We start from the raw sequence: 21,242 nt of genomic DNA, 5'->3' as shown, positions 1-21,242 counted from the left end.
GGTTCCGCCATGGCACAGGCAGCACAGGTCAAGGCGACCATCGGGGACAGTGAGTTCGACCGTGACACCGCCGTCACACCGCGCGGACCGGGCGTGTACGACGCGGAGCTCTCCGCCGGCTGGACCATCATCCACGCGGTCAACGGCGGCTACCTCCTCGCGCTCCTCGGCCGCGCCCTCGGCGACGCCCTGCCCCACCCGGACCCCTTCACGGTCTCCGCGCACTACCTCACGCCCTCCGTGCCCGGCCCGGCCGTGATCCGCACCCAGGTGATCCGGACCGGCCGCACCCTCTCCACCGGCCAGGCGTCGCTCTTCCAGTACGCCGAGGACGGCACCGAGGTCGAGCGCCTGCGGGTCCTCGCCTCGTACGGAGACCTGGACGCGCTCCCCGACGACGTCCGCACCACCGCGACGCCGCCGGCCATCCCGCCGCGCGAGCACTGCCTCGGGCCCTCGGACGGCCCCGCGCCCAAGATCCCCGGCTCCTCGGCGATCACGGAGCGCCTGGACATCAAGCTCGACCCGGCGACGGTGGGATGGGCCGTCGGCGCGCCGTCCGGCAAGGGCGAGATGCGCGGCTGGTTCGGTCTCGCCGACGGCCGCGACGCCGACCCCTTCTCGCTGCTGCTCACCGTCGACGCGCTGCCGCCGACCTCCTTCGAGCTGGGCCTGAAGGGCTGGACGCCGACCGTGGAGCTCACCACGCACATCCGCTGCCGCCCGGCCCCCGGCCCGCTGCGCGTCGCCATCACCACCCGTAACCTCGCGGGCGGCTTCCTCGAGGAGGACGCCGAGGTGTGGGACACCGCCGACCGCCTGGTCGCCCAGTCCCGGCAGCTGGCCAGGGCACCCCGCGTCTGAGGGGACATATGCCCCAACCTCATGCCGATCCGGTATGCCCGACCACTTTTCCGCTTGATCCACTACGCGTTCGCATCACGTATGCGAACGCGTAAATTTTTGCGTAACCATCCCGTGACCTGGCTCGTACCAGTCGGTCGCGCGATCGCGGTGAAGTAATGGGAATGGCGACCCTGCCGCATTTGTATTCGTTTGGGCACGTCCCCTTCCCCTCTGCGTGAGGCGTGGCATCCATCTCACCTGTCCGCTAGTGTGTTCGCCGTATCCAATTCCGCCCGAAGTGGCGCCTTATTCGTTTCAAGAGAATGAATAGGGGTTTTGGGCGGAAGAGCTGATTCCTAGGAACGGTGCGGCGCGTAGTCGGTTCTCAGGAGAGGGATCCTCATGGCTGGAGCGGGGGCGCGATTGTCCAGTGCGGATAATCCGCGTGGGCGCGGCGGGACGGGTACAGAAGGATGGTCCGCCACGAGGAATGGATTATCGATCGAATTGAGCCTGGTGGAATCGGTTCCCATAGGGTCGGTCCTTCCCGGCGATTCCCCTCGATTGGCCGGCGAGGATCCCGCCCACGCCCAGCTCCTCGCGGATATCGAAGACAGGCTTCCCCCGATCATCGTGCATCGCCGCTCCATGCGCGTCATCGACGGGTCGCACAGGCTCCGGGCCGCCCTGATGAGGGGGCAGGAGACCATCGACGTCCGCTTCTTCGACGGACCCGAGGAGCTGATCTTCCTTCTCGCGGTCCAGGAGAACATCGCGCACGGCATGCCCCTCTCCCGCACGGACCGCGAGGCCGCGGCGCGCCGGGTCCTCAGCACGCAGCCCCAGTGGTCGGACCGGGCCGTCGCCAGGCTCACCGGCCTTGCGGCGAAGACCGTCGGCGCACTGCGCCGGACCATGGCGGAACGTTCGACTGACACCGGTCCGCAGTCGAACAGCCGCGTCGGCAGGGACGGCCGGGTGCGGCCCCTCGACTACACCCAGGGCCGGCTGCGCGCCGGCGAGGTGGTCACCGCCCATCCCGAGATGCCGCTCCGGGAAGTGGCACGTCAGGCAGGGGTCTCGGTCTCCACGGCGCGCGATGTCCGCCAGCGGATCCAGCGCGGCGCCGACCCGCTGCCCGCCAAGCTGCGGCTGGTCGGGAAGGACGCCGCGGCCGAGCGGCGGGCACAGGAAACCGAACAGGAGTGCAAGGCGGCCGACCAGCCGCCCGCCCAGCGCCGCAAGCCCGTCGCCTTCCCCGTGGCCGAGTGGTCCACGGTGCGGCCCAAGCTGCTGCGCGACCCCCTGCTGAAGTACTCCGAGTCGGGCCGCGCCCTGCTCCGCTGGTACGACACGCACGCCATCGACGGCCAGGACCTCATGGCGAGCGTCGAGAACGTGCCCCCGCACTGGGGCGCCGAGATCGCCGCCGTCGCGCGGTCGTGCGGGGAGCGGTGGCTCCGGATCGCACGGGAACTCGACAGCCAGCAGCAAGAGGCCTGACACTCCGGGGGTTTGCACAACGCTTTCCGGGCCCATCCTGAAAGGACGCGCAGATGCCGAGTCTGACCCATGAGGAAGCGCGGGGACGCGGTTCCCTGCTGAAGGTTCGCGGTTATCACGTCGATCTCGATCTGACGACCGGGCCGACCGTTTTCCGGTCGACGACGAAGATAGCCTTCGATACGCTCGAGCCGGGCGGAGAAACATTTCTTGACATCGCCCCGGAAGTGCTTCACTCGATCACGCTGAACGGCCGTGAGCTCCCCACCGGAAAACTCGCGGACGGAAGGTTTCCGCTGACCGGACTCGCGCCCGAGAACGAAGTCGTCGTGGTCGCCGACATGCGTTACTCGAATGAGTGCGAAGGGCTCCACCGCTACGTCGATCCGGCCGACGGGGAAACCTATGTTTATTCCTTCGTGTACGTGGACAACGCGCCACGCGTCTTCGCCTGCTTCGACCAGCCCGACCTGAAGGCGCCGTACGAGTTTGCGCTTCGGACTCCGGAAACCTGGCAGGTGCTCGGCAACAGCGAGGCCGTCCGCACCGGCCCGGGACGCTGGACGCTCACGGAGTCGCCCGCCCTCGCGAGCTACCTGACCGCCGTCGTCGCGGGGCCGTACGCCTCCTTCCGTACCGAACACGACGGCATCCCCCTGGGCCTGCACTGCCGGGCCTCCCTGGCCGACTCGCTCAAGGCCGACGCCGACGAGCTCTTCGAAGTCACCGCCCAGTGCCTGGACGCGTACCGCGAACTCTTCGGCGTCCGCCACCCGTTCGGCAAGCTCGACCAGGTCTTCGTCCCCGAGTTCAGCGTGCTCTCGCTCGACCACCCCGGCTGCGTCCTGCTCCGCGAGCAGTACCTCTTCAGCTCGGCGGCCACCGACAGCGAGCGGGAGACCAGGGCCGTCGTCCTCGCCCACGGCATCTCCCTGATGTGGCTGGCCGGCCTGGTGACCCACACCTGGTGGGACGACCTGTGGCTCGGCCAGTCGCTCGCCGACTACATGGCGCACCGGATCACCAGCGAGGCCACCCGGTTCCCCGGGCCGCCCACGACCTTCGCCGCCCGCAGGAAGGGCCAGGCCTACGTCCCCGACCAGCGGCCCTCCACCCACCCGGTCAGCCTCGAAGGCCCCGACGTCCGTACGGTGCTGCTGGACCTGGACCGGATCTCCTACTTCAAGGGGCACTCCGCACTGCGGCAGCTCGCCGCCCATGTGGGCGACGACGCCCTGCGCGCCGGACTGCGCACCTTCTTCGACCGGCACGCCTACTCCACCGCCGGCTTCGCCGACTTCCTCGCCGCGATGGGCGAGGCGGCCGGCACCGACCTGACCGACTGGGCGCACAAATGGCTCCAGTCGGCCGACGTCAACACGCTCAGCCCGGAACTCTCCGTCGCCGACGGGCGCATCACCGCCGCGGCCGTCCTCCAGAGCGCCCCGGACAGCCATCCCGTGCTCCGGCCGCACACCATGGACATCGGCCTCTACTACGCCGACGACAGCGCCACGGTCCGGGTCCGCGTCGACGGAGCCCGCACCGAACTGCCGGAACTGGTCGGCCGCCCCGCACCCCACCTGCTCCTCCTCAACGACGGCGACCTGACCTACGCCAAGATCCGTTTCTCCGCGAGCTCCCTGGCGGCGCTCCCCGGCGTGCTTCCCCGGCTCACCCCGCTGAACCGCGCGATGGTCTGGTGCCAACTGCTGCTCGGCGTCCAGGACGGGACGTACCCCGCCGCCGACCATCTGGCGCTCGTGACCGACATGGTCCGCGAGGAGACCGAACTGTCGATCCTGGCCGAGGTCCTCGAACAGGCCCGCCACGACGTCGCCGACCGGTTCCTCGCGCCCGCCGCCCGGCCGGCGGCGACGGCGCGCGTCGCCGACGCGCTGAGGGCCAGGCTGGCCCGCACGGACGTGGACGACGAACGGCTGATCACCCTCTTCCGGGCCCTGACCGACTTCACCGCGGACGCCGGCGAACTGCGCCGTTGGCTTAGGGGCGAGGGACTGCCCGCAGGGCTGGCCCTGGACACCGATCTGAGCTGGCGCGTCCGCTACCGCCTCGCCGTGCTCGGCGAACTGGACGCGGCCGGCATCGCCGCGGCCCGGGACGCGGCGCCGGGCGCCACCGCCGACCAGTACGCGGCCAAGTGCCGGGCGGCGCTGCCCGACCCGGCCGCCAAGGAGTCGGCGTGGGCGGCGATCACCACCGACCCGGACCTGTCCAACTACGAACTGTGGGCGCTGGCCGAAGGGTTCTGGCAGCCGGAGCAGACCGCGCTCACCGAGCCGTACGTCGACCGGTTCTTCACGGAGATGCCCCGGGCCGCCCGGCTCCGCGGCGACCTCGTCCTCGACCTGCTGCTGCGCTTCCTCTACCCGCGCTACGCGGCCACGCACCGGACCCTCGAAGCGGCGGAGCGGATGCTCGCCCGCGACGACCTGCCGGTGACGCTGCGCCGCCGGGCCGCCGACCACACCGACGACCTCCGCCGCGCGGTGGCGGCCCGTGCGGGCGCGGCCCGTGCGGCCGCCGCTCGGACGCTCGTCGGTTCCGGGCCGGCGGAGGAGTAGTGGGGGAGACGCGGGAGCCCGCGCCGCGGGTGGCGATCGTGGGCGGGGGAGTGGCGGGCGCCCTGCTCGCCCTGCGGGCGGCCACGGCGCCGGCGCCGGCCAGGGTCGATCTGTTCACCGCCCGGCCCCCGGGGGGAGAGGACGCGTCGGGGGCCTCCGGCGGACTCGTGCGGGGATTCGAATCCGACGCCGATGCCTGCCGCGCGGCCGCGGAGAGTCTCGCCGAGATCCGCGACAGCGCCGTCCTGCGCGAGTGGACCGGCTATCGGGAGACCGGATCGCTGTACGTCCTGCCCGAAGGGGCCGGGCCCGAGGGGCCGCTCGCCGTCCTCGCCGCGTACCTGCCCGGCTCGGCCGAGGTGGTCGAACGGGGCCGGATTCTGCGGGACTTCCCCTTCCGTACGCTCCCGGACCGGGCCGTGGCCGTGGTGGAGCGGCACGCCGGCCACATCTCCCCGGGGCGGCTGCGGACGGCCGCGCTGCGGGAGGCGGTCGCGGCCGGAGTCACCGTCCGCACCACGCCCGTCGACACCGTCACGCGGGGCCCGGCGGTGCGGACCGAGGACGGCGGCGAGCACCCGTACGACCACGTGGTGCTCGCCGCGGGGGCCTGGACCCCGCGGCTGCTCGCCCGCAGCGGACTGCCGCCCGGAGGACTGCGCGTCAAGCAGATCCAGTACAGCGTCGGCGAGACGCCCCTGACCGGGATCGGCTCCTTCGTCGACGAGAGCTCGGGGCTCTACGGCCGGCCCTACGGGGACGGCACCTTCCTGCTCGGGCTTCCGACGGACCGGTGGGACGTCGACCCGGACGCGGTGACCCCGGACGGGGCGCTGGCGGAGCGCGTCGCGCGGTGCGCCGGGCGGGTGTTCGGCGTTCCGTTCGCCTTCGCCGCCGGCCGTACCGTGACCGCCTGCGACTGCTACCACGACACGCCGGGCCTTGTCCTCAGACAGGTCGGACCGGGCCTCCACACCTTCACCGGAGGGAGCGGGGGAGCGGCCAAGACCGTCCTCTCCGCGAGCAGGACGGCCGCCGCGACTCTCCTCGCGTACACCTGACGTAAAGCGCGGAGCACCGAGGTGCCCACCGGGTCAATTCCCGGTGGGCACCTCTTTTTTGTGCTGTCCGACTTCGGATTCAGGTGTTCAACCCCGCCGAACTCGCACGCTGTTGATTTGTGAATCGGAAGCCGCCAGGATTCCTGACGCCCCCAGAAATCGCGGTGAGAGAGAGGCAGTAATGGCGCAACTTCCCGCTGAATTCGGGATTACTGGTTTCGGTTACGCGTTCGGCGTCGACCAGAACGTCGCGGAAGTCGCCGGAGAGTACGTTCCGGATCCGGAGCGCATCGTGAGGTGGGGTTACCACACCTTCCACCGGGCCCCCGACGACGTCACCGCGACCGACCTGGCGGCACGCGCCGCCGAGGACGCGCTGGCCCGCACGGGCGTGGCCGCCGACGACGTCGACCTCCTGGTGCTGGCCACCTCCGAACACCCGGAGTACCCGCACTGGGACGGCTCGGCCGCGCTGGGCCGCGCCCTGAAGATGGAGAACCGGCAGACGCTGCTGCTGAACGAGGGCTGCGCCTCGGGCGTCACCGGACTCGGCATCGTGGCCGGCCTCCTCGCCGTACAGCCGGAGATCCAGACCGTGCTTTTCGTCGCGGTGAACCGCGTCAGCGAATTCCACCGCAACCGCATGACGGTCAACAACGCGGTCCACAGCGACGGCGCCGTGGCCGCGGTCCTGCGGCGCGGCCACGAGCGCAACACCTGGCTGGCGACCGAGCAGTTCACCGTCACCGACCTGTGCGACTGGTTCCGTACCGACTACGGCGGCGCCGTCGCCCCGCTGCCCCCGGAGGGCTGGTCCGCCAAGACCGCCCCCGCCGGCCACATCCAGGTCCAGGAGCACTTCCAGCGGGACCCCAAGCGCCTGCGGGAGTTCGGGCAGCAGGCCGTCACCCGCGTCTTCGACGTCCTCGACGGGGCCTGCAAGCGCGCCGGCGTCAGCCGCGACGACGTCACCCACCTCATCTACATCAACGACCCCGACGGCATCACCGACCTCGCCGAGCCGCTGGGCATCCCGCTGGAGCGGACCAGCTTCGACATCGCCAGGGCCCACGGACACATGGGCTCCGCCGACCAGCTCACCGCCCTCGGCCTGCTGATCGAGCAGGGCACGGTCGCCCCGGGGGACCTCGTCGCGCTGACCGGGATCTCCATCGGCATGCGCTGGTACTGCTCCCTCGTCCGGGCCTGATCCGGTCCCAGACCCGGCCAGAGACCCGCCCCGAGACCCGAAGGAAGGCCATTCACCGTGAGTCAGAGCGAGAGTCCGCTCGCCGCCCTGCGCGCGGCGGTCCGGGACCGCCGCATGCCCGACCCGCCGCTGCGCCGGGCGCTCCTGGAGAGCGACGACACGGCCCTCGCCCGGCAGGCGGGCAAGGCCCTGAAGCAGCTGACCGTGGACGGGGACCAGCTCCGCCAGGTCGAGGTGGCCGTCCTGGCCACGTGCACCATCGGATCGTACGAGCCGCTGCTGCGCGCCCAGCTCGTCGGCGCGGGCTTCCTGCCCACCCTGAGGGCCGCCGACTACGGCAGCTTCGGGATGGCCCTGGCGACCGGCCGGCTGGACCCCGAGGGCGAACCCCACCTGGTCTCCCTGCTGATGGACGCCGGCCACTTCCTCCCGGGCGACTGGCAGGCCGGCGAACCGGACGCCCTGGAGAAGCACGTCGAGGCGCGCCTGGACGAGTTCCGCGCCCAGCTCGCCGCCTGCCTGGAGCACACGGCCGCGACCGTCGTCGTCCACACACTTCCCCTTCCCGCGCAGGTCAGGGACGGTGTCATCAGCCTCGGGGCCCGGGCCAGGGTGACGGCCCTCTGGTACCGGGTGAACGCGGCGCTGCTCGGCCTCGCCGAGGATCACCCCCAGGTGGTCGCCGTCGACCTGGTCGGAGAGCTGGCCGAGGCCGCCGTCACGGCCCGCGACGCCCGCCTGCACCGGTACGGCGACATGCCGCACACCGACGGGGCCCTGCTGCTCCTTGCCCGGCTCGTCCGGCGCGTCGCCCAGGCCCGGCTCGGCCTGTCCCGCAAGGTGCTCGCCCTCGACCTGGACAACACCCTCTGGGGCGGCGTCCTCGGCGAGGTCGGCGCCCAGGGCGTCCAACTCGGCGGCCTCTACCCGGGCAACTGCTACCTGGAACTCCAGCGCACCGTGCACCGGCTCCGCGAACAGGGCGTCATCCTGGTCCTCGCCAGCAAGAACGACGCGGACGCCGTGGAGCGGGCCCTCACCGACCACCCGGACGTGGTGCTGCGCCCCGACGCCTTCTCGGCGCGCCTGGTCAACTGGTCGGCCAAGGCGGGGAACCTGCGGCAGGCCGCCGAGGCGCTGTCCCTGTCGACCGAGTCCTTCGTCTTCATGGACGACTCCGACTTCGAACGCGGGCAGGTCGGCGACGAGCTGCCCGAGGTGGCCGTCGTCTCGGCCGCCGGTGACCCCGCCCATCTGGTGGACGCGCTGCTGCGGCCGGGCTGGTTCGACGTCATGGAGCTCACCGACACGGACCGCAAACGCCCCGAGCTGTACCGCAAGCGCGCCCTGCGGGGCGACTTCTCAGCCGGTTTCGGCTCGTCGGAGGAGTTCCTGCGGGCGCTGGACCTCAGCGTCGAGATCGCCCCCGCGACCGAGTTCACGGTCGGCAGGATCGCCCAGCTCGCCGCACGCACCAACCAGTTCAACCTGACCGGGATCCGTTACGACGAGGCCACCACCCGGCGGATGAGCGAGGACCCCGGCCATCTGGTGCTCTCGGTCTCCGTCACCGACCGGTTCGGGGACGAGGGCATCGTCGGCGCCCTGTGGGTGGAGCGCGGGCCGGACGTCTGGCGGGTCCTCAACATGGTCCTCAGCTGCCGCGTCCTGAGCCGCGGCGTGGAGAACGCCGCGATCGGCTGGCTGGCCGGCCGGGCCCGGGAGGCCGGGGCCGCGGCGATCGAGGGCCGGTACACCCGCTCGGCCAGGAACGGCGTCGCCGCGAGCTTCTGGACGGACGCCGGATTCGCCCCCGTCGCCTCCCCGGAGGGGAATCCCCCCTCCGCCGAATCGGCGCCCACGCCCACCGTCTTCACCGTCGCCCCGGCGACCGCCGTCGCGGTCACGCCGGAATGGATAGCACTGAACAGAAGGAGTGGATTCTCGGATGAGTGAGCCGGATTCGGTCGAGGAGACAGTGACCGGAATCATCGCCGACGTACTCGGCACCGACCCCGCCGACATCGAAAAGAACACGGCACTCGCGGTCCTCGGCTGGGACAGCATGAATTCCATCGAAGCCCTGGTGCGGTTGGAATCGGCTTTCGCCGTCGATCTGGATCTGCGGTCCTTCCACGCCGCTCACACGGTCGAGCAGATGGCGGCGCTCGTGGAGAAGCTCCGGGCCGGTGCCCCACGCCGTGCGTGAGCCGACGACCGTGCGGAGCCGACGCCCCGTGCGTGAGACCACGACCCATGCGTGAGACGACCCCACCGCATTCACCCACCAGGGAGGACATCGTGCAGCCCCAGGAAGTCGAACTGCTGGCCATCGGAGCCGGACCGGCCAACCTCGCGCTGGGCATCGCCATGGAGGAGCTGGCCCCCAAGGAGCTCGCCGCCGGCACCCTGATCATCGAGCAGCACGAGGACATCGTGTGGCAGCGCGGCATGCTGCTGCCGTGGACCCAGAGCCAGGTCTCCTTCCTCAAGGACCTGGTGACGCTCCGCAATCCGCGCAGCGAGTACTCCTTCGTGAACTACCTCCACTCGATCGGCCGGCTGGACGACTTCATCAACCTCGGCACGTTCACGCCGTACCGCTCCGAGATCTCCGGATACCTCCAGTGGGTGGCCTCGTCCCTGCGTGACGTACGGGTCGAGTACGGCCGCCGGTGCCTGTCCATCGAGCCGGGGCCGGTCGAGAACGGCGAGGTCTCCCGCTGGCTGGTGCGCACCGAGGACGGCGGACTCGTCTCCGCCCGGAACCTGGCCATCGGCGCGGGCCGCGACGCGCGCATCCCGGCGGAGTTCGCCGCGCTGCCGCAGGAGCGCGTCATCCACAGCACCCAGTACTCCGACCGGATCGAGCGGCTCGACCCGGCCGCCGTCCAGCGCGTCGTCGTCGTCGGCGGTGCGCAGAGCGCCGCCGAGCTGCTCTGGGCGACGTACCAGCGCTTCCCCGCGGCGCGGTGCACGATGCTGATGCGCTCGATCGGGCTCAACGCCTACCAGTCCAGCAAGTTCACCAACGAGCTGTTCTACCCGTCCTTCATCGAGGAGTTCCACGCGGCGTCGGCCGACGCCCGCCGCCAGATGCTCAGCGAGATGCACGTCACCAACTACGCGGGCCTGGCCCCCAGCATGCTGGAGACGCTCTACCGCGAGATGTACCAGGAGCGCCTGCAGGGCACCGAACGGCTCCGGATGATCACGATGACGGACATCGCCGGCGCCCGCGTGGACGGCGACGACGTCGTCATCGACACCGTCGACCGCAGGACCGGCCGCCCCGGCGAACTCCGCTGCGACATCGTCCTGCTCGGCACCGGATTCGTCCCGGAGATGCCCGCCCTGGTCAAGGCGCTGGCCGAGAAGACCGGCACGGGCGAGGCCACCGTCGACCGCAACTACCGCATGCGGCTGCCGGCGTCGTACACCGCCAACTGCTACCTCCAGGGCGTCAACGAGGCCACCCACGGCATCGCCGACTCCCTGCTCAGCGTGCTCGCCATGCGCGCCCAGGACATCGTGACCGACCTGCTGGCACGCCAGGGCGCCTCGTCGTCCGGCGGAGCGCTTCTCGCCAACGCCCTGTGACACGGGGCGGCCGACCGGCCCGCCCCACCCCACCCGTGGAGGAGAGAACGTTGGAGATCCATGAGCTCGACCGCGACAACCTCAAGCCGGACAACGGACTGCGCGCCCAGCGCCTGTTCCCCTGGCCGGCCCTGAACGCGCCCTTCGAAGGCTCCTGGTGCGTCGTCCCGCCCGGTGCCCGGTCCGGCCCGCACGGCCACCACGAGTACGAGATCTGGGTCGCCATGACCGGCGAGGCCGAGATCATCAGCGAGGGCGAGCGGGTGCCGTTCACCGCCGGCGACGTCGTCCACTTCCAGCCGGGCACCCGCCACCAGGTCGTCAACGACGGCGACGCCGACTTCCAGATGTACGCCGTGTGGTGGGACGCCGAGCTGGCCGAGCGGTTCACCGCCCGCCACAAGGAGCAGACGGCGTGAGCGGTCGGACCCGGCGCCCCGCCATCGTCGTCGCCGCGACCCCCACGCCCAACGGCGACCTGCACGTCGGGCACATGGCGGGCCCGTACCTCGCCGGAGACGTCTACAGCCGCTACCTCGCCGCCAACGGCCGGCCGGTGATCTACACGACCTGCACGGACGACAGCCAGACCTACGTGACCACCACCGCCCGTCGTCTCGGCGTCCCGGCCGAGGAGCTGTGCGCCCGGTCGACCGAGCAGATCGAGCGGACCATCAGCGCCATGGGCCTGTCGATGGAGGGCCTCCCGCCCATCGACGAGCGGTACCGCGCCACCGTGCTCGACTTCTTCACCGACCTCTACAAGGCCGGACGCCTCCGCGAGCGCACCGTACGGATGCCGTACGCCGAGACGACGGGCACGTACCTGTACGACGGTCTCATGACGGGCACCTGCCCGGTCTGCCTGACCGGCAGCAGCGGCGGCGTCTGCGAGGGCTGCGGACACCCCAACAACGCGGACGAGCTCCTCGACCCGCGCTCCGTACTGGACCCGGACTCCCCGGTGTCGGCCCGCGAGGTCACCCATCTCGTGCTGCCCATGGAGGAGTACCGGGAGCGGCTGACCGCGTACTTCGCCGAACGCTCCGCGCGCTGGCGGCCGCACGCCGCCCAGCTCATCCGGGAGCTCCTGGCCCGTCCGCTGCCGGACATCCCCGTGACGGTCCCCGGCGAGTGGGGCATCCCCGCGCCGTTCCCGGAGACACCCGGGCAGATCCTCTACCCCTGGGTCGAGGCCATGCCGGCCGTCATGTACAGCACCTGGTGGTCGGCCGCGCGGCGCGGAGAGCGCACGGACACGGTCGACGAGCACTGGCTGGCCGAGCGCGGTCCGGAGATCGTCTACTTCCACGGGTACGACAACGTCTACCACTGGGGCCTGATGGACCTGGTGCTGCTGATGGCCCACGGCGACCGGTACGCCCTGCCGGAGACCAACATCAGCAACGAGTTCTACGACCTGGACGGCGAGAAGTTCTCCACCAGCCGCAACCACCTGATCTGGTCGGCGGACCTGCTGGCGGACGTACCGCGCGACGTGGTCCGCTTCTATCTCGCGCTCACCGCGCCGGAGTACCAGCGGACCAACTTCAGCGCCTCCGCGCTCTCCGAGGTGGCCGGCCGGCGCCTCATCGACCCGTGGAACCGGCTCGCCGAGACCCTCGCCCTCGCCGTACCGGCCGGGACGGGCACCGCGCTGCCCACCTCGGCCCAGGGCAGGACCCGGGCCGCCGGGATCGTCGAGCGCTTCCGGCTCGGCTACGAACTGGAGGCCTTCAGCCTGGGCCGCGTCGCCGAGAGCGTCGCCGGGGCCCTCGACCGGCTGACCGCGCTGGCCCGCTCCGTCGCCGGCGGCGAGGCCGCGATCCTCCCCGGCGACCTGCTCCTCGAAGTACGGGCTCTGCTGGCCTCTGCCGCGCCGCTGCTCATCGACACCGCGGCCGAGGCGGAGCGGGCCGGAGTGGACCTGGCCCTGGACACCGCCCAGCCCGAGGAGATCACCCCGTTCGCCCTGCCGCACCTGCCGAGCATGCCGAGCCTTTCCACCGCGCCGAGCCAGAGGAGGACCGAGGCGGCATGAAGCTGCTCACGATCGAGACGGTGCAGTACCTGACCTACTACCACGGCCGCTATCAGCAGGTGGAGGAGCTGGGCGCGGAGCTCTTCGTGCTCAACGGAGAGGGCACGGAGGACTTCTGGCCGGCCGACCGCTACCGCCTGGCCGGCTCGAAGAAGATCGACGACATCATCGACGCGGCCCGGGACTGGCACGCCCAGGAGCACTTCGACGGCGTGATCACGTTCTCCGAGTCCTCGGTCATCACGGTCGCGGCGGTCGCCGAGGCGCTCGGCCTTCCCGGCATCGGCGTCCCGGCCGCGGTGTGCAGCCGCAACAAGTACCTGATGCGGCGGGCGTACGAGCGGGCAGGCGCCCCGATCCCCTCGTTCCGGCTGGCCAGGACCCTCGACGACGCCCTCACGGCCGCCGCCGACTTCGGTTACCCGGTCATCCTCAAGCCCACCCTCGGAGCGGGCAGCCACTTCGTCTTCCGCGTCGACAACCCGGCGGAGATGGCCGAGCACTACGCCGAGGCGGCCAAGGGCATCAGCGACCTCTTCTGGGTCAACTCCGAGGCGGACGGCGTCGATCTGGGCCCCAACGGGCTGCTGGTCGAGTCCTTCCTGTCCGGCAGCGAGTACCTGATGGAAGCGGTCGTCTGGGACGACGAGGTCTATCTCGGCTCGGTCGTGGACCGGATCACCGCCGAGGGCGGCACCTTCGACGACGACGTCCACCACGCGCCGACCTCCCTCGGCGACGAGGACCTCGCCAAGGTGCGCGCCGCCGTCAAGGCCGGGGCGCACGCCCAGGGCCTGCGGCGCAGCGTGATGCACGCCGAGGTCAGGTTCCACGAGGGCGAGCCGTACCTGCTGGAGATCGCCGCCCGCGTCGGCGGCGGCGGCCTCGACCTGATCGCGCGCAAGACCGCGGACCACGACCCGATCAAGGCGGTGGTCGACATCGGCCGCGGAGTCCGCCCCGACGTACGGCACTTCCGGCCGACCGGTGTCCACATCACCGCGATGTGCCTGATCAGCGAGGCCGGTGTGGTCGAGCATGTCGAGGTGCCGGCCGAGGTCAGCGAGTCGGACAAGGTCTTCCTGCTGAAGATCACCGCGCGGCCCGGCGACGTCATTCGCCGCCCTCCGCACGGCAACACCATCCTCGGCTTCCTCGGCACGACCGGCGCCTCGCAGGAGGAGGCCTTCCGGACCATGAACGACTTCGCCGCCAAGATCCGGGTGACGTTCGCCCCCGAGGCCGCCACCGAGGCCGTCCACGCCTGACGGACGCCCGCACTCCCGGACGACCCTCTTCACATCCTCCCAAGGAGAACCGACAGTGCAGCAGGACATCCCCGCACGCCAGGCCGCCGCGACGACGGGCGACCGCCCGGCCCGCACCGTGACGCCCCGGCGCTATCTGATGTGCGCACCGGTCCACTTCGACGTCGTCTACTCCATCAACCCCTGGATGGAGCCGGAGAAGCCCACCGACACGGCGCTCGCCGTCGCCCAGTGGGAACGACTGCGCAGCCTCTACCTCGGCCTCGGCCACCAGGTCGAGCTCATCGACCCGATCCCCGGCCTGCCCGACATGGTCTTCGCCGCCAACGGCGCCACCGTCGTCGACGGCAAGGTCCTCGCCTCCCGCTTCCGCCACGCCGAGCGCGCCGACGAAGGCCCGGCCTACGCCGCCTGGTTCCGCGACCGCGGTTACGAGGTGTTCGACGGCGCCCACGTCAACGAGGGCGAGGGCGACTACCTCGTCACCGGCGACCGGATCCTGGCCGGCACCGGCTTCCGTACCGACCGGCGCTCGCACGCCGAGGCCGAGCGCTTCCTCGGCCGTCCGGTGGTCACGCTCGACCTCGTCGACCCGCGCTTCTACCACCTGGACACCGCGCTCGCCGTCCTCGACCACGAGGAGGTCATGTACTACCCCGGCGCGTTCAGCGCCGAGAGCCGCCGGACCCTGCGCGAGCTGTACCCGGACGCGATCCTCGCCACCGAGGAGGACGCCGCGGTCTTCGGCCTCAACGCCGTCTCCGACGGCCGGCACGTCCTCCTGCCCGAGCAGGCCGGCCACCTCATCGACGCGCTGTGGAGCCGCGGCTTCGTGCCGATCGGCGTGGACCTGTCCGAGCTGCTCAAGTCCGGCGGCAGCTCCAAGTGCTGCACGCTCGAGATACGCGACCGGGTTCCGGGGGCAGCGGCGTGATCAACTACGACGGGCGGCGGTTCCGCCCCGCCGAACCGGAGGCCGAGGGCCGTACCGCCGTCTACCGGCAGGAGGGCGACCTGCTCTGGGGCACGTTCTCGGGCGGCCGGGCCCGGCACGGCACCCTGGCCGGCGTCTGCGCCCCCGACGGCACCCTCGACTTCGCCTACTCCATGGTCCTGGAGGACGGCGAGATCGTCTGCGGGCGCTGCCACAGCGAGCCCGAACTGCGCGAGGACGGCGGAGTCGACCTGCGCGAGGAGTGGGAGCGCTACGGCGGCCACGCCGCCGTGGGCGTCTCGTACCTCAGGGAGATCAAGTGAGGGCCCCGGTGTCCGGCCCGGCCCCCGTGTCCGGTCAGGAGCAGGAGGAAGCCATGTCGCAGGAGTCGAGGAAGCCGAAGAAGGGCGGCACGGTGACCTGGGCGTGCGCGCCCGGGTTCCCGCCCGCGGTGATCTTCCCCTTCACCCCGGCCGAGCGGATGGGCACCCGCAACATCTACGAGTTCCAGATGCTGATGTACCGGCCCCTCTACTACTTCGGCAGCCAGGGCACCCCGGACGTCGACTACGACCAGTCCATCGGCGAGCCGCCGCAGTGGAGCGAGGACGGCCGGACCGTCACCCTCAAGGTCAAGCCCTGGAAGTGGTCCAACGGCGAGACCCTCTGCGCCGACAACGTGCTCTTCTGGGTCAACCTGATGAAGGTGAAGGGCGACCGGTACGGCGAGTACGTCCCCGGATACTTCCCGGACAACCTCACCTCGTACGGCAAGCTCGCCGAGGACACCGTCTGGTTCACCTTCGACAAGGCGTACTCGAAGAAGTGGGTGCTGATGAACCAGCTCAGCACCATCACCCCGCTCCCCAGGGCCTGGGACCGCACCGCCGAAGGACCGGCCGACGCCTCCGGCGGGACGGCCGACGTGCCGGCCGTCTACGACTACCTGATGGCGGAGCAGGGCGACATCATCGACGAGACCAACGAGCACCGCACCCGCTGGGCCGACAGCCCGGTGTGGAGCGTGGTCAGCGGACCGTGGCGGCTCAAGAGCTACACCCTCGAAGGCCTCGTCACCTTCGTGCCCAACGAGCACTACTCCGGGCCCGACAAGCCCTATCTGGACGAGTTCCGCCAGGTGCCGACGTTCTCGGACGACGAAGAGTACGAGATGCTCAAGGCCGGACCGCGCGGCGAAGGCTCCGTCCAGGTCGGCTACCTGCCGCTGAGTTTCGCCTCCGAGCCGACCACCGACCCGACCGTCGGCGGTGCCAACCCGCTGGCCGACCACTACACCCTGGTCCCGCAGGCCGCCTTCTGCATCCGCTACTTCTGCCTCAACTACAACAACCCGACGGTGGCCGGGAAGATCTTCCAGCAGACGTACTTCCGGCAGGCGCTGCAGAGCACCCTCGACCAGGACGGCGCCGTCCGCGACATCTACCAGGGGTACGCCTACCGGCAGAACGGGCCCGTGCCCATGGTCCCGCGGACCGACCTGGTCTCCCCGCGCCAGCGCGAGGGCGCCTGGCCCCTCCCGTTCGACGTCGAGCGGGCCAAGCGGCTGCTCGAGGCCAACGGGTGGGACACCAGCACCACCCCGGCGGTCTGCGTGAACCCCGGCACCGGTCCCGGCCAGGCCGGTGAGGGCATCCCCGCCGGCACCCGGCTGAGCCTCTCGCTGCGGTACGTCGAGGGGCGGCCCGCGCTGACCACGCTGATGGAGAAGTACCGCAAGGACGCCGCCGCCGCCGGCATCGAGCTGCGCATGGAGGAGGTGTACGGCTCCGTGCTCGTCGCCGAGGACGCGCCCTGCGTCCCCGGCCCCGACTCCCCGTGCCTGTGGGAGCTGACGTGCTGGAACGGCGGCTGGGCGTACCACTACCCCAGCGGCGAGATCCTCTTCCGCACCGACGCGGGCGGCAACTTCGGCCACTACAGCGACCCCCGGGCCGACGAGCTGATCGAGGCGTCCGTCACCTCCGACGACCTGGAGGCGCTCTACGCGTACCAGGACTACATCGCCGAGCAGGTCCCGGTCATCTTCACGCCCAACTTCCCCATCCGGCTCTTCGAAGTCTCCAACGACCTCGGCGGGTTCGGGCCGGTGAACCCCTTCGGGATGATCAACCCGGAGAAGTGGTACTACCTCGAGGACGATTGAGCATGTTCCTGTCCGCCTCTCCCGTCGCCCCCGTGGGCGCCCACTCGCTCCTGGTGTTCCTGCTGCAGGTGGGCGTTCTGCTGGGTGCGGCGCTGCTCCTCGGCCGGCTGGCCCGGCGCCTGGGGATGCCCTCCGTCGTCGGCGAGCTGACGGCGGGGGTGATCCTGGGGCCGTCGCTGCTCACGCACGTGGCCCCCGCCTTCTCGGCCTGGCTGCTGCCGCAGCAGGCCGCCCAGATGCACCTCCTCGACGCGGTCGGACAGATCGGTGTGCTGCTGCTCGTCGGCATCACCGGCATGCACATCGATCTGAACCTGGCGCGGAGCAAGGGAAGGGCGGCCGCCCTCGTCAGCGCCGGCGGCCTCGTGGTGCCCTTCGCCGGGGGCGTCGCCGTCGCGTTCGCGCTCCCGGCCACCCTGCTCACCGAGGGCGGCGACCGTACCGTCTTCGCCCTCTTCACGGGCGTCGCGCTGTGTGTCAGCGCGATTCCCGTGATCGCCAAGACGCTGCTCGACATGGGCCTGCTCCACCGCGACATCGGACAGCTCACCGTCACCGCGTCCGTCGTCGACGACATCGCCGGCTGGATGCTGCTCTCGGTCGTCTCGGCGATGGCGACCACCGGCGTACGGGGCGGGGACATCGCCCTGACGGTGGTGGCGCTGATCGCCCTCGTCGCCGCCGCCTGGTTCGTCGGCAGGCCGCTCGTCCGCACCCTCCTGCGCCGGGTCTCCCGGTCCGCCGACCGGGACACGGGCGTCGCCCTGTGCACCGTGCTGATCGTCCTGGGAGCCGCGGCCAGCCACGCGCTCGGCATGGAGGCGATCCTCGGAGCGTTCCTGGTGGGCATCCTCATCGGTTCGTCCGGGGAGATGGACCGCGAGCGGCTCGCTCCGCTCCGGATCTTCTCCATCGGCGTCCTGGCCCCGCTGTTCTTCGCCACCGCCGGCCTACGGATGGACCTCACCGCCCTGGCCCGCCCCGCGGTCCTCGGCGCGGCCCTCGTCGTCCTGATCGTCGCCATCGTCGGCAAGTTCGCCGGGGCGTACATCGGGGCCCGGGCCGGCCGGCTCAGCCACTGGGAGGGCCTGGCGCTCGGAGCCGGGCTCAACGCCCGCGGCGTGATCGAGGTGATCATCGCCATGGTCGGGCTGCGCCTGGGCGTCCTGACCACCGAGATGTACACGATCGTCATCCTGGTGGCGATCGTCACCTCCCTCATGGCCGCCCCGACCCTGCGCTTCGCCGTGCGCCGGATGCCCGTCACCGAGGAGGAACGGGAGCGGGAGCGGGTGCTGCTGGGCAGCGCGCGCGGCGGCAGCCCCGTGGAGTCGAATTCCTGACGCTCCTCCGCCGAATTTCCGTCCTCGGACATCGACTCGCCGAAAGGAAAGGCAACATGACGAAGGTGCACTCGACGACGGAGCAGCATCCGCTCCTGCTCCTGATAGCGACGGGTATGCGGACCTACCGCGAGTATCTGCTGCGCTCCATCCGCACCGAGTTCCGCGTGCACCTCTTCCATGTGGAGGAGCCCTCGTGGGAGAAGGAGTTCATCTCCGGCTGGACGGTGCTGCCCAGCACCCTGGACGGGCCGGCGATGGCCCGGGCCGCGCTCGAACTGCACGCCAGGGAGCCCGTCGCCGGTGTCCTGTGCTGGGACGAGGGCCGCATCCACGCCGCCTCCCACACGGCCGAGGCGCTCGGGCTGCGGGGCGGCGACCCGGCGGTGATCTGGCGCCTGCGCGACAAGGGCCAGACCCGCGCCGCCCTCGACGCCGCGGGGGTCGCCCAGCCCCGCTCCGTACCGGTCAAGTCGCTCGACGAGGCCCTGGCCGCCGCCGACCTGGTCGGCTATCCGGCGATCCTCAAACCGCGCGGCCTGGGCGCCAGCCTCGGAGTCGTACGCGTCGACGACGCCGACCAGTTGCGGGCGAGGTTCCCCTTCACCGCGGGCATGAAGGGCCCCGACCCCGAGCCGCTCCTCTACAGCACCGACCAGCCCGTCCTCGTCGAGGAGCGGGTGACCGGCGAGGAGATCAGCGTCGACGCGGTCGTCCAGGACGGCAAGGTCGTACCCCTCTTCATCGGCCGCAAGGTCGTGGGCTACCCGCCGTACGCCGAGGAGATCGGCCACTACGTCGACGCGGGCGACCCTCTGCTCTCCGACCCGGAACTGCTCGACGCCCTGCAGGACACCCACACCGCGCTCGGGTTCCGCGACGGCTGGACGCACAGCGAGTTCATGCTGACCGCCGCGGGACCGCGCCTCATCGAGGTCAACGGGCGGCTGGGCGGCGACATGATCCCGTATCTGGGCATGCTGGCCACCGGCGTCGACCCCGGTCTGGCCGCCGCCCGGGTCGCGTGCGGCCTCACGCCGCAGATCACCCCGTCACGGCGACAGGTCGCCGGCATCCGCTTCTTCTACGTCGAGCGCGACGACACCCGCATCGAGTCCGTCTCCTTCCGGGAGACGGAACCGCCCGAAGGCGTCGAGCGCCTCGTGCCGGTGGCCCGGCCCGGCGCGGTGGTCTCCCCGCCGCCGAAGGGCACGGTCTGGGGACGGATCGCCTTCGCCATCGCCACGGGGAACACCACCGACGCGTGCCGCGCGGCCCTGGACGCCGCCGAGTCCACCCTCGTCGTACGGACCGGCGAGAACGACACCCCCGACGAGACCCCCGACGAGACCCCCAGTGAGAGAGAAGAGTGAGCAGGCATGGCAGCAACTGAGGAGACGCGGGAAGAGGGCGCGGACGACAGCGCACGGATCTGGGCCACGTTCCGGGACTCGTCGGTCGCGGTGAAGACCCTCCTCGTCGGCGTCCTACTGAGCCGGCTCGGCGGATTCCTCAACATCTTCATCGTGCTCTACCTGTCCTTCCGCGGGTACTCCGAGGAAGAGGCGTCGTACGCGCTCGGTGCCTACGGCGCGGGCGGCGTGGCGGGGGTGCTGCTCGGCGGCACCCTCGCCGACCGGCTCGGCGCCCGCAACGCCACGGTCCTCGGCATGGGCGCGACCGCCGTGCTCACCGCCTCGCTGCTCTACCTGCCCAACTACCCCGCCCTGCTGGTCGCGGTCGCGCTGGCCAGTCTCATGGCCCAGCTGTACCGCCCGGCCGCGGCCTCGCTGCTCTCCGAACTGACCTCGGAGAGCAGCCAGGTCATGATCTTCGGCATGTACCGCTTCGGCCTGAACGTGGGTGCGATGGCGGCGCCCCTGGTGGGTCTCGGCCTCTACCACCTGGGCGGTGAGAGCTACAGCCTGGTGTTCTGGGGCGAGGCGGTCATCGCTCTCGTCTACACGTTCGTCGCGGCCGCCGCCCTGCCGCGGCGGGCCGCCCCCGACGCGGAGGGGTCCGCCACGGACGCGGAGGGCCCCGCGGGCAGCTACCGGGCGATGCTGGCCGACCGCCGCTACCTGCTCTTCCTGGCCGCGACGCTCTTCAACGCGATCATCTACGTGCAGTACCTGTCCACGCTGCCGCTGGACGTCGAGGCCAACGACATCGACCTCTTCTGGTACACGGCCGCCGTCTCCCTGAACGGCTTCATGGTGATCGCCTTCGAACTCCCGCTGGCCAAGGTCACCCAGAAGTGGAAGACCAAGATCACCGTGGGGCTCTCCTTCGGCCTGGTCGGCCTCGGTGTGGCGCTCTACGGCCTCCCCATCGGCGCCGCGGTGATCATCGGCGCGACGCTCGTCTGGACGCTGGGCGAGATCATCGGCGGCCCCGCGGTCTTCGCCTACCCGGCGACGGCCGGCCCGGCGCACCTGCGCAGCCGCTACATCGGCGGCTTCCAGTTCATGCACGCGCTCGGCACGGCGGTCGGCCCGGTCATCGGCGGTCTGCTGTTCGTCCGGCTCGGCCACGGTGTCTGGCCGCTGCTCGGCCTGATCGGCCTGGTCGCGGCCGTCCTCGGCGCCGCCGCGATCCGCCGGCCGGCCACCGAGAAGGAAGCCCCGGCCAGGGACGTACCGGAGGCCGCGGACGCGTAGCGGGACGGCCCGCGACCGCCGGCACGA

17 protein-coding genes are annotated in these 21,242 nt (G+C 71.2%); all 17 read left to right on the top strand.

Going from position 1 to position 21,242, the window contains the following annotated elements; translation table 11 throughout:
* The first annotated feature begins 9 nt into the window (after nucleotides 1–9).
* The 17 genes from ACF06X_RS20335 (at nucleotide 10) to ACF06X_RS20255 (ending at nucleotide 21,215) form a co-directional block, all read left to right on the top strand.
* Nucleotides 10–864, top strand: a complete 855-nt coding sequence (locus ACF06X_RS20335; protein WP_392288654.1) for a thioesterase family protein — start codon at nucleotides 10–12, stop codon at nucleotides 862–864.
* A gap of 384 nt (nucleotides 865–1,248) precedes the next feature.
* Nucleotides 1,249–2,349 (top strand): ParB/RepB/Spo0J family partition protein, encoded by a 1,101-nt coding sequence (locus tag ACF06X_RS20330; RefSeq protein ID WP_392288653.1) that lies wholly within the window; start codon nucleotides 1,249–1,251, stop codon nucleotides 2,347–2,349.
* 53 nt (nucleotides 2,350–2,402) lie between these two features.
* Nucleotides 2,403–4,934, top strand: a complete 2,532-nt coding sequence (gene pepN, locus ACF06X_RS20325; RefSeq protein ID WP_392288652.1) for an aminopeptidase N — start codon at nucleotides 2,403–2,405, stop codon at nucleotides 4,932–4,934.
* Nucleotides 4,934–5,995 carry an FAD-dependent oxidoreductase gene (locus tag ACF06X_RS20320; RefSeq protein ID WP_392288651.1) on the top strand — a complete coding sequence of 354 codons (1,062 nt, stop codon included), beginning with the start codon at nucleotides 4,934–4,936 and terminating at the stop codon, nucleotides 5,993–5,995. Before pepN ends, ACF06X_RS20320 begins: the two co-directional genes overlap by 1 nt.
* 181 nt (nucleotides 5,996–6,176) lie before the next feature.
* Nucleotides 6,177–7,205 (top strand): 3-oxoacyl-[acyl-carrier-protein] synthase III C-terminal domain-containing protein, encoded by a 1,029-nt coding sequence (locus tag ACF06X_RS20315; protein ID WP_392288650.1) that lies wholly within the window; start codon nucleotides 6,177–6,179, stop codon nucleotides 7,203–7,205.
* A gap of 57 nt (nucleotides 7,206–7,262) precedes the next feature.
* Nucleotides 7,263–9,161 (top strand): HAD-IIIC family phosphatase, encoded by a 1,899-nt coding sequence (locus ACF06X_RS20310; protein WP_392288649.1) that lies wholly within the window; start codon nucleotides 7,263–7,265, stop codon nucleotides 9,159–9,161.
* Nucleotides 9,154–9,414, top strand: a complete 261-nt coding sequence (locus ACF06X_RS20305) for an acyl carrier protein (RefSeq protein WP_392288648.1) — start codon at nucleotides 9,154–9,156, stop codon at nucleotides 9,412–9,414. The genes ACF06X_RS20310 and ACF06X_RS20305 overlap by 8 nt, the downstream gene beginning before the upstream one ends.
* Nucleotides 9,415–9,506: 92 nt before the next feature.
* The gene (locus ACF06X_RS20300; RefSeq protein ID WP_392288647.1) at nucleotides 9,507–10,805 is read left to right on the top strand and encodes a lysine N(6)-hydroxylase/L-ornithine N(5)-oxygenase family protein; all 1,299 of its coding nucleotides are present in this window, start codon (nucleotides 9,507–9,509) and stop codon (nucleotides 10,803–10,805) included.
* Nucleotides 10,806–10,855: 50 nt separating this feature from the next.
* Nucleotides 10,856–11,224 (top strand): cupin domain-containing protein, encoded by a 369-nt coding sequence (locus tag ACF06X_RS20295; protein WP_392288646.1) that lies wholly within the window; start codon nucleotides 10,856–10,858, stop codon nucleotides 11,222–11,224.
* Nucleotides 11,221–12,846, top strand: a complete 1,626-nt coding sequence (locus tag ACF06X_RS20290; RefSeq protein ID WP_392288645.1) for a class I tRNA ligase family protein — start codon at nucleotides 11,221–11,223, stop codon at nucleotides 12,844–12,846. The genes ACF06X_RS20295 and ACF06X_RS20290 overlap by 4 nt, the downstream gene beginning before the upstream one ends.
* Entirely contained in the window at nucleotides 12,843–14,114 is a 1,272-nt protein-coding gene (locus ACF06X_RS20285; protein ID WP_392288644.1) for an ATP-grasp domain-containing protein, read from the top strand. Before ACF06X_RS20290 ends, ACF06X_RS20285 begins: the two co-directional genes overlap by 4 nt.
* A 55-nt stretch (nucleotides 14,115–14,169) precedes the next feature.
* Nucleotides 14,170–15,048, top strand: coding sequence for a dimethylargininase (gene ddaH / locus ACF06X_RS20280; RefSeq protein WP_392288643.1), 879 nt, complete (start codon nucleotides 14,170–14,172; stop codon nucleotides 15,046–15,048).
* The gene (locus ACF06X_RS20275) at nucleotides 15,045–15,371 is read left to right on the top strand and encodes a hypothetical protein (RefSeq protein ID WP_392288642.1); all 327 of its coding nucleotides are present in this window, start codon (nucleotides 15,045–15,047) and stop codon (nucleotides 15,369–15,371) included. The genes ddaH and ACF06X_RS20275 overlap by 4 nt, the downstream gene beginning before the upstream one ends.
* A gap of 53 nt (nucleotides 15,372–15,424) precedes the next feature.
* Nucleotides 15,425–17,212 (top strand): ABC transporter substrate-binding protein, encoded by a 1,788-nt coding sequence (locus tag ACF06X_RS20270; protein ID WP_392288641.1) that lies wholly within the window; start codon nucleotides 15,425–15,427, stop codon nucleotides 17,210–17,212.
* Nucleotides 17,213–17,214: 2 nt separating this feature from the next.
* Nucleotides 17,215–18,555, top strand: coding sequence for a cation:proton antiporter (locus ACF06X_RS20265; protein WP_392288640.1), 1,341 nt, complete (start codon nucleotides 17,215–17,217; stop codon nucleotides 18,553–18,555).
* A 56-nt stretch (nucleotides 18,556–18,611) separates the two neighbouring features.
* On the top strand, nucleotides 18,612–19,928 hold the full coding sequence (locus ACF06X_RS20260) for an ATP-grasp domain-containing protein (RefSeq protein ID WP_392288639.1): 1,317 nt from the start codon (nucleotides 18,612–18,614) through the stop codon (nucleotides 19,926–19,928).
* A 6-nt stretch (nucleotides 19,929–19,934) separates the two neighbouring features.
* Nucleotides 19,935–21,215, top strand: coding sequence for an MFS transporter (locus ACF06X_RS20255; RefSeq protein WP_392288638.1), 1,281 nt, complete (start codon nucleotides 19,935–19,937; stop codon nucleotides 21,213–21,215).
* Nucleotides 21,216–21,242 lie beyond the last annotated feature (27 nt).

Source organism: Streptomyces sp. NPDC015346, from assembly GCF_043078785.1.
Taxonomy (GTDB): Bacteria; Actinomycetota; Actinomycetes; order Streptomycetales; family Streptomycetaceae; genus Streptomyces.
Note: the sequence above shows the minus strand (reverse complement) of the source record. Positions and strands in the feature narration are given on the sequence as shown.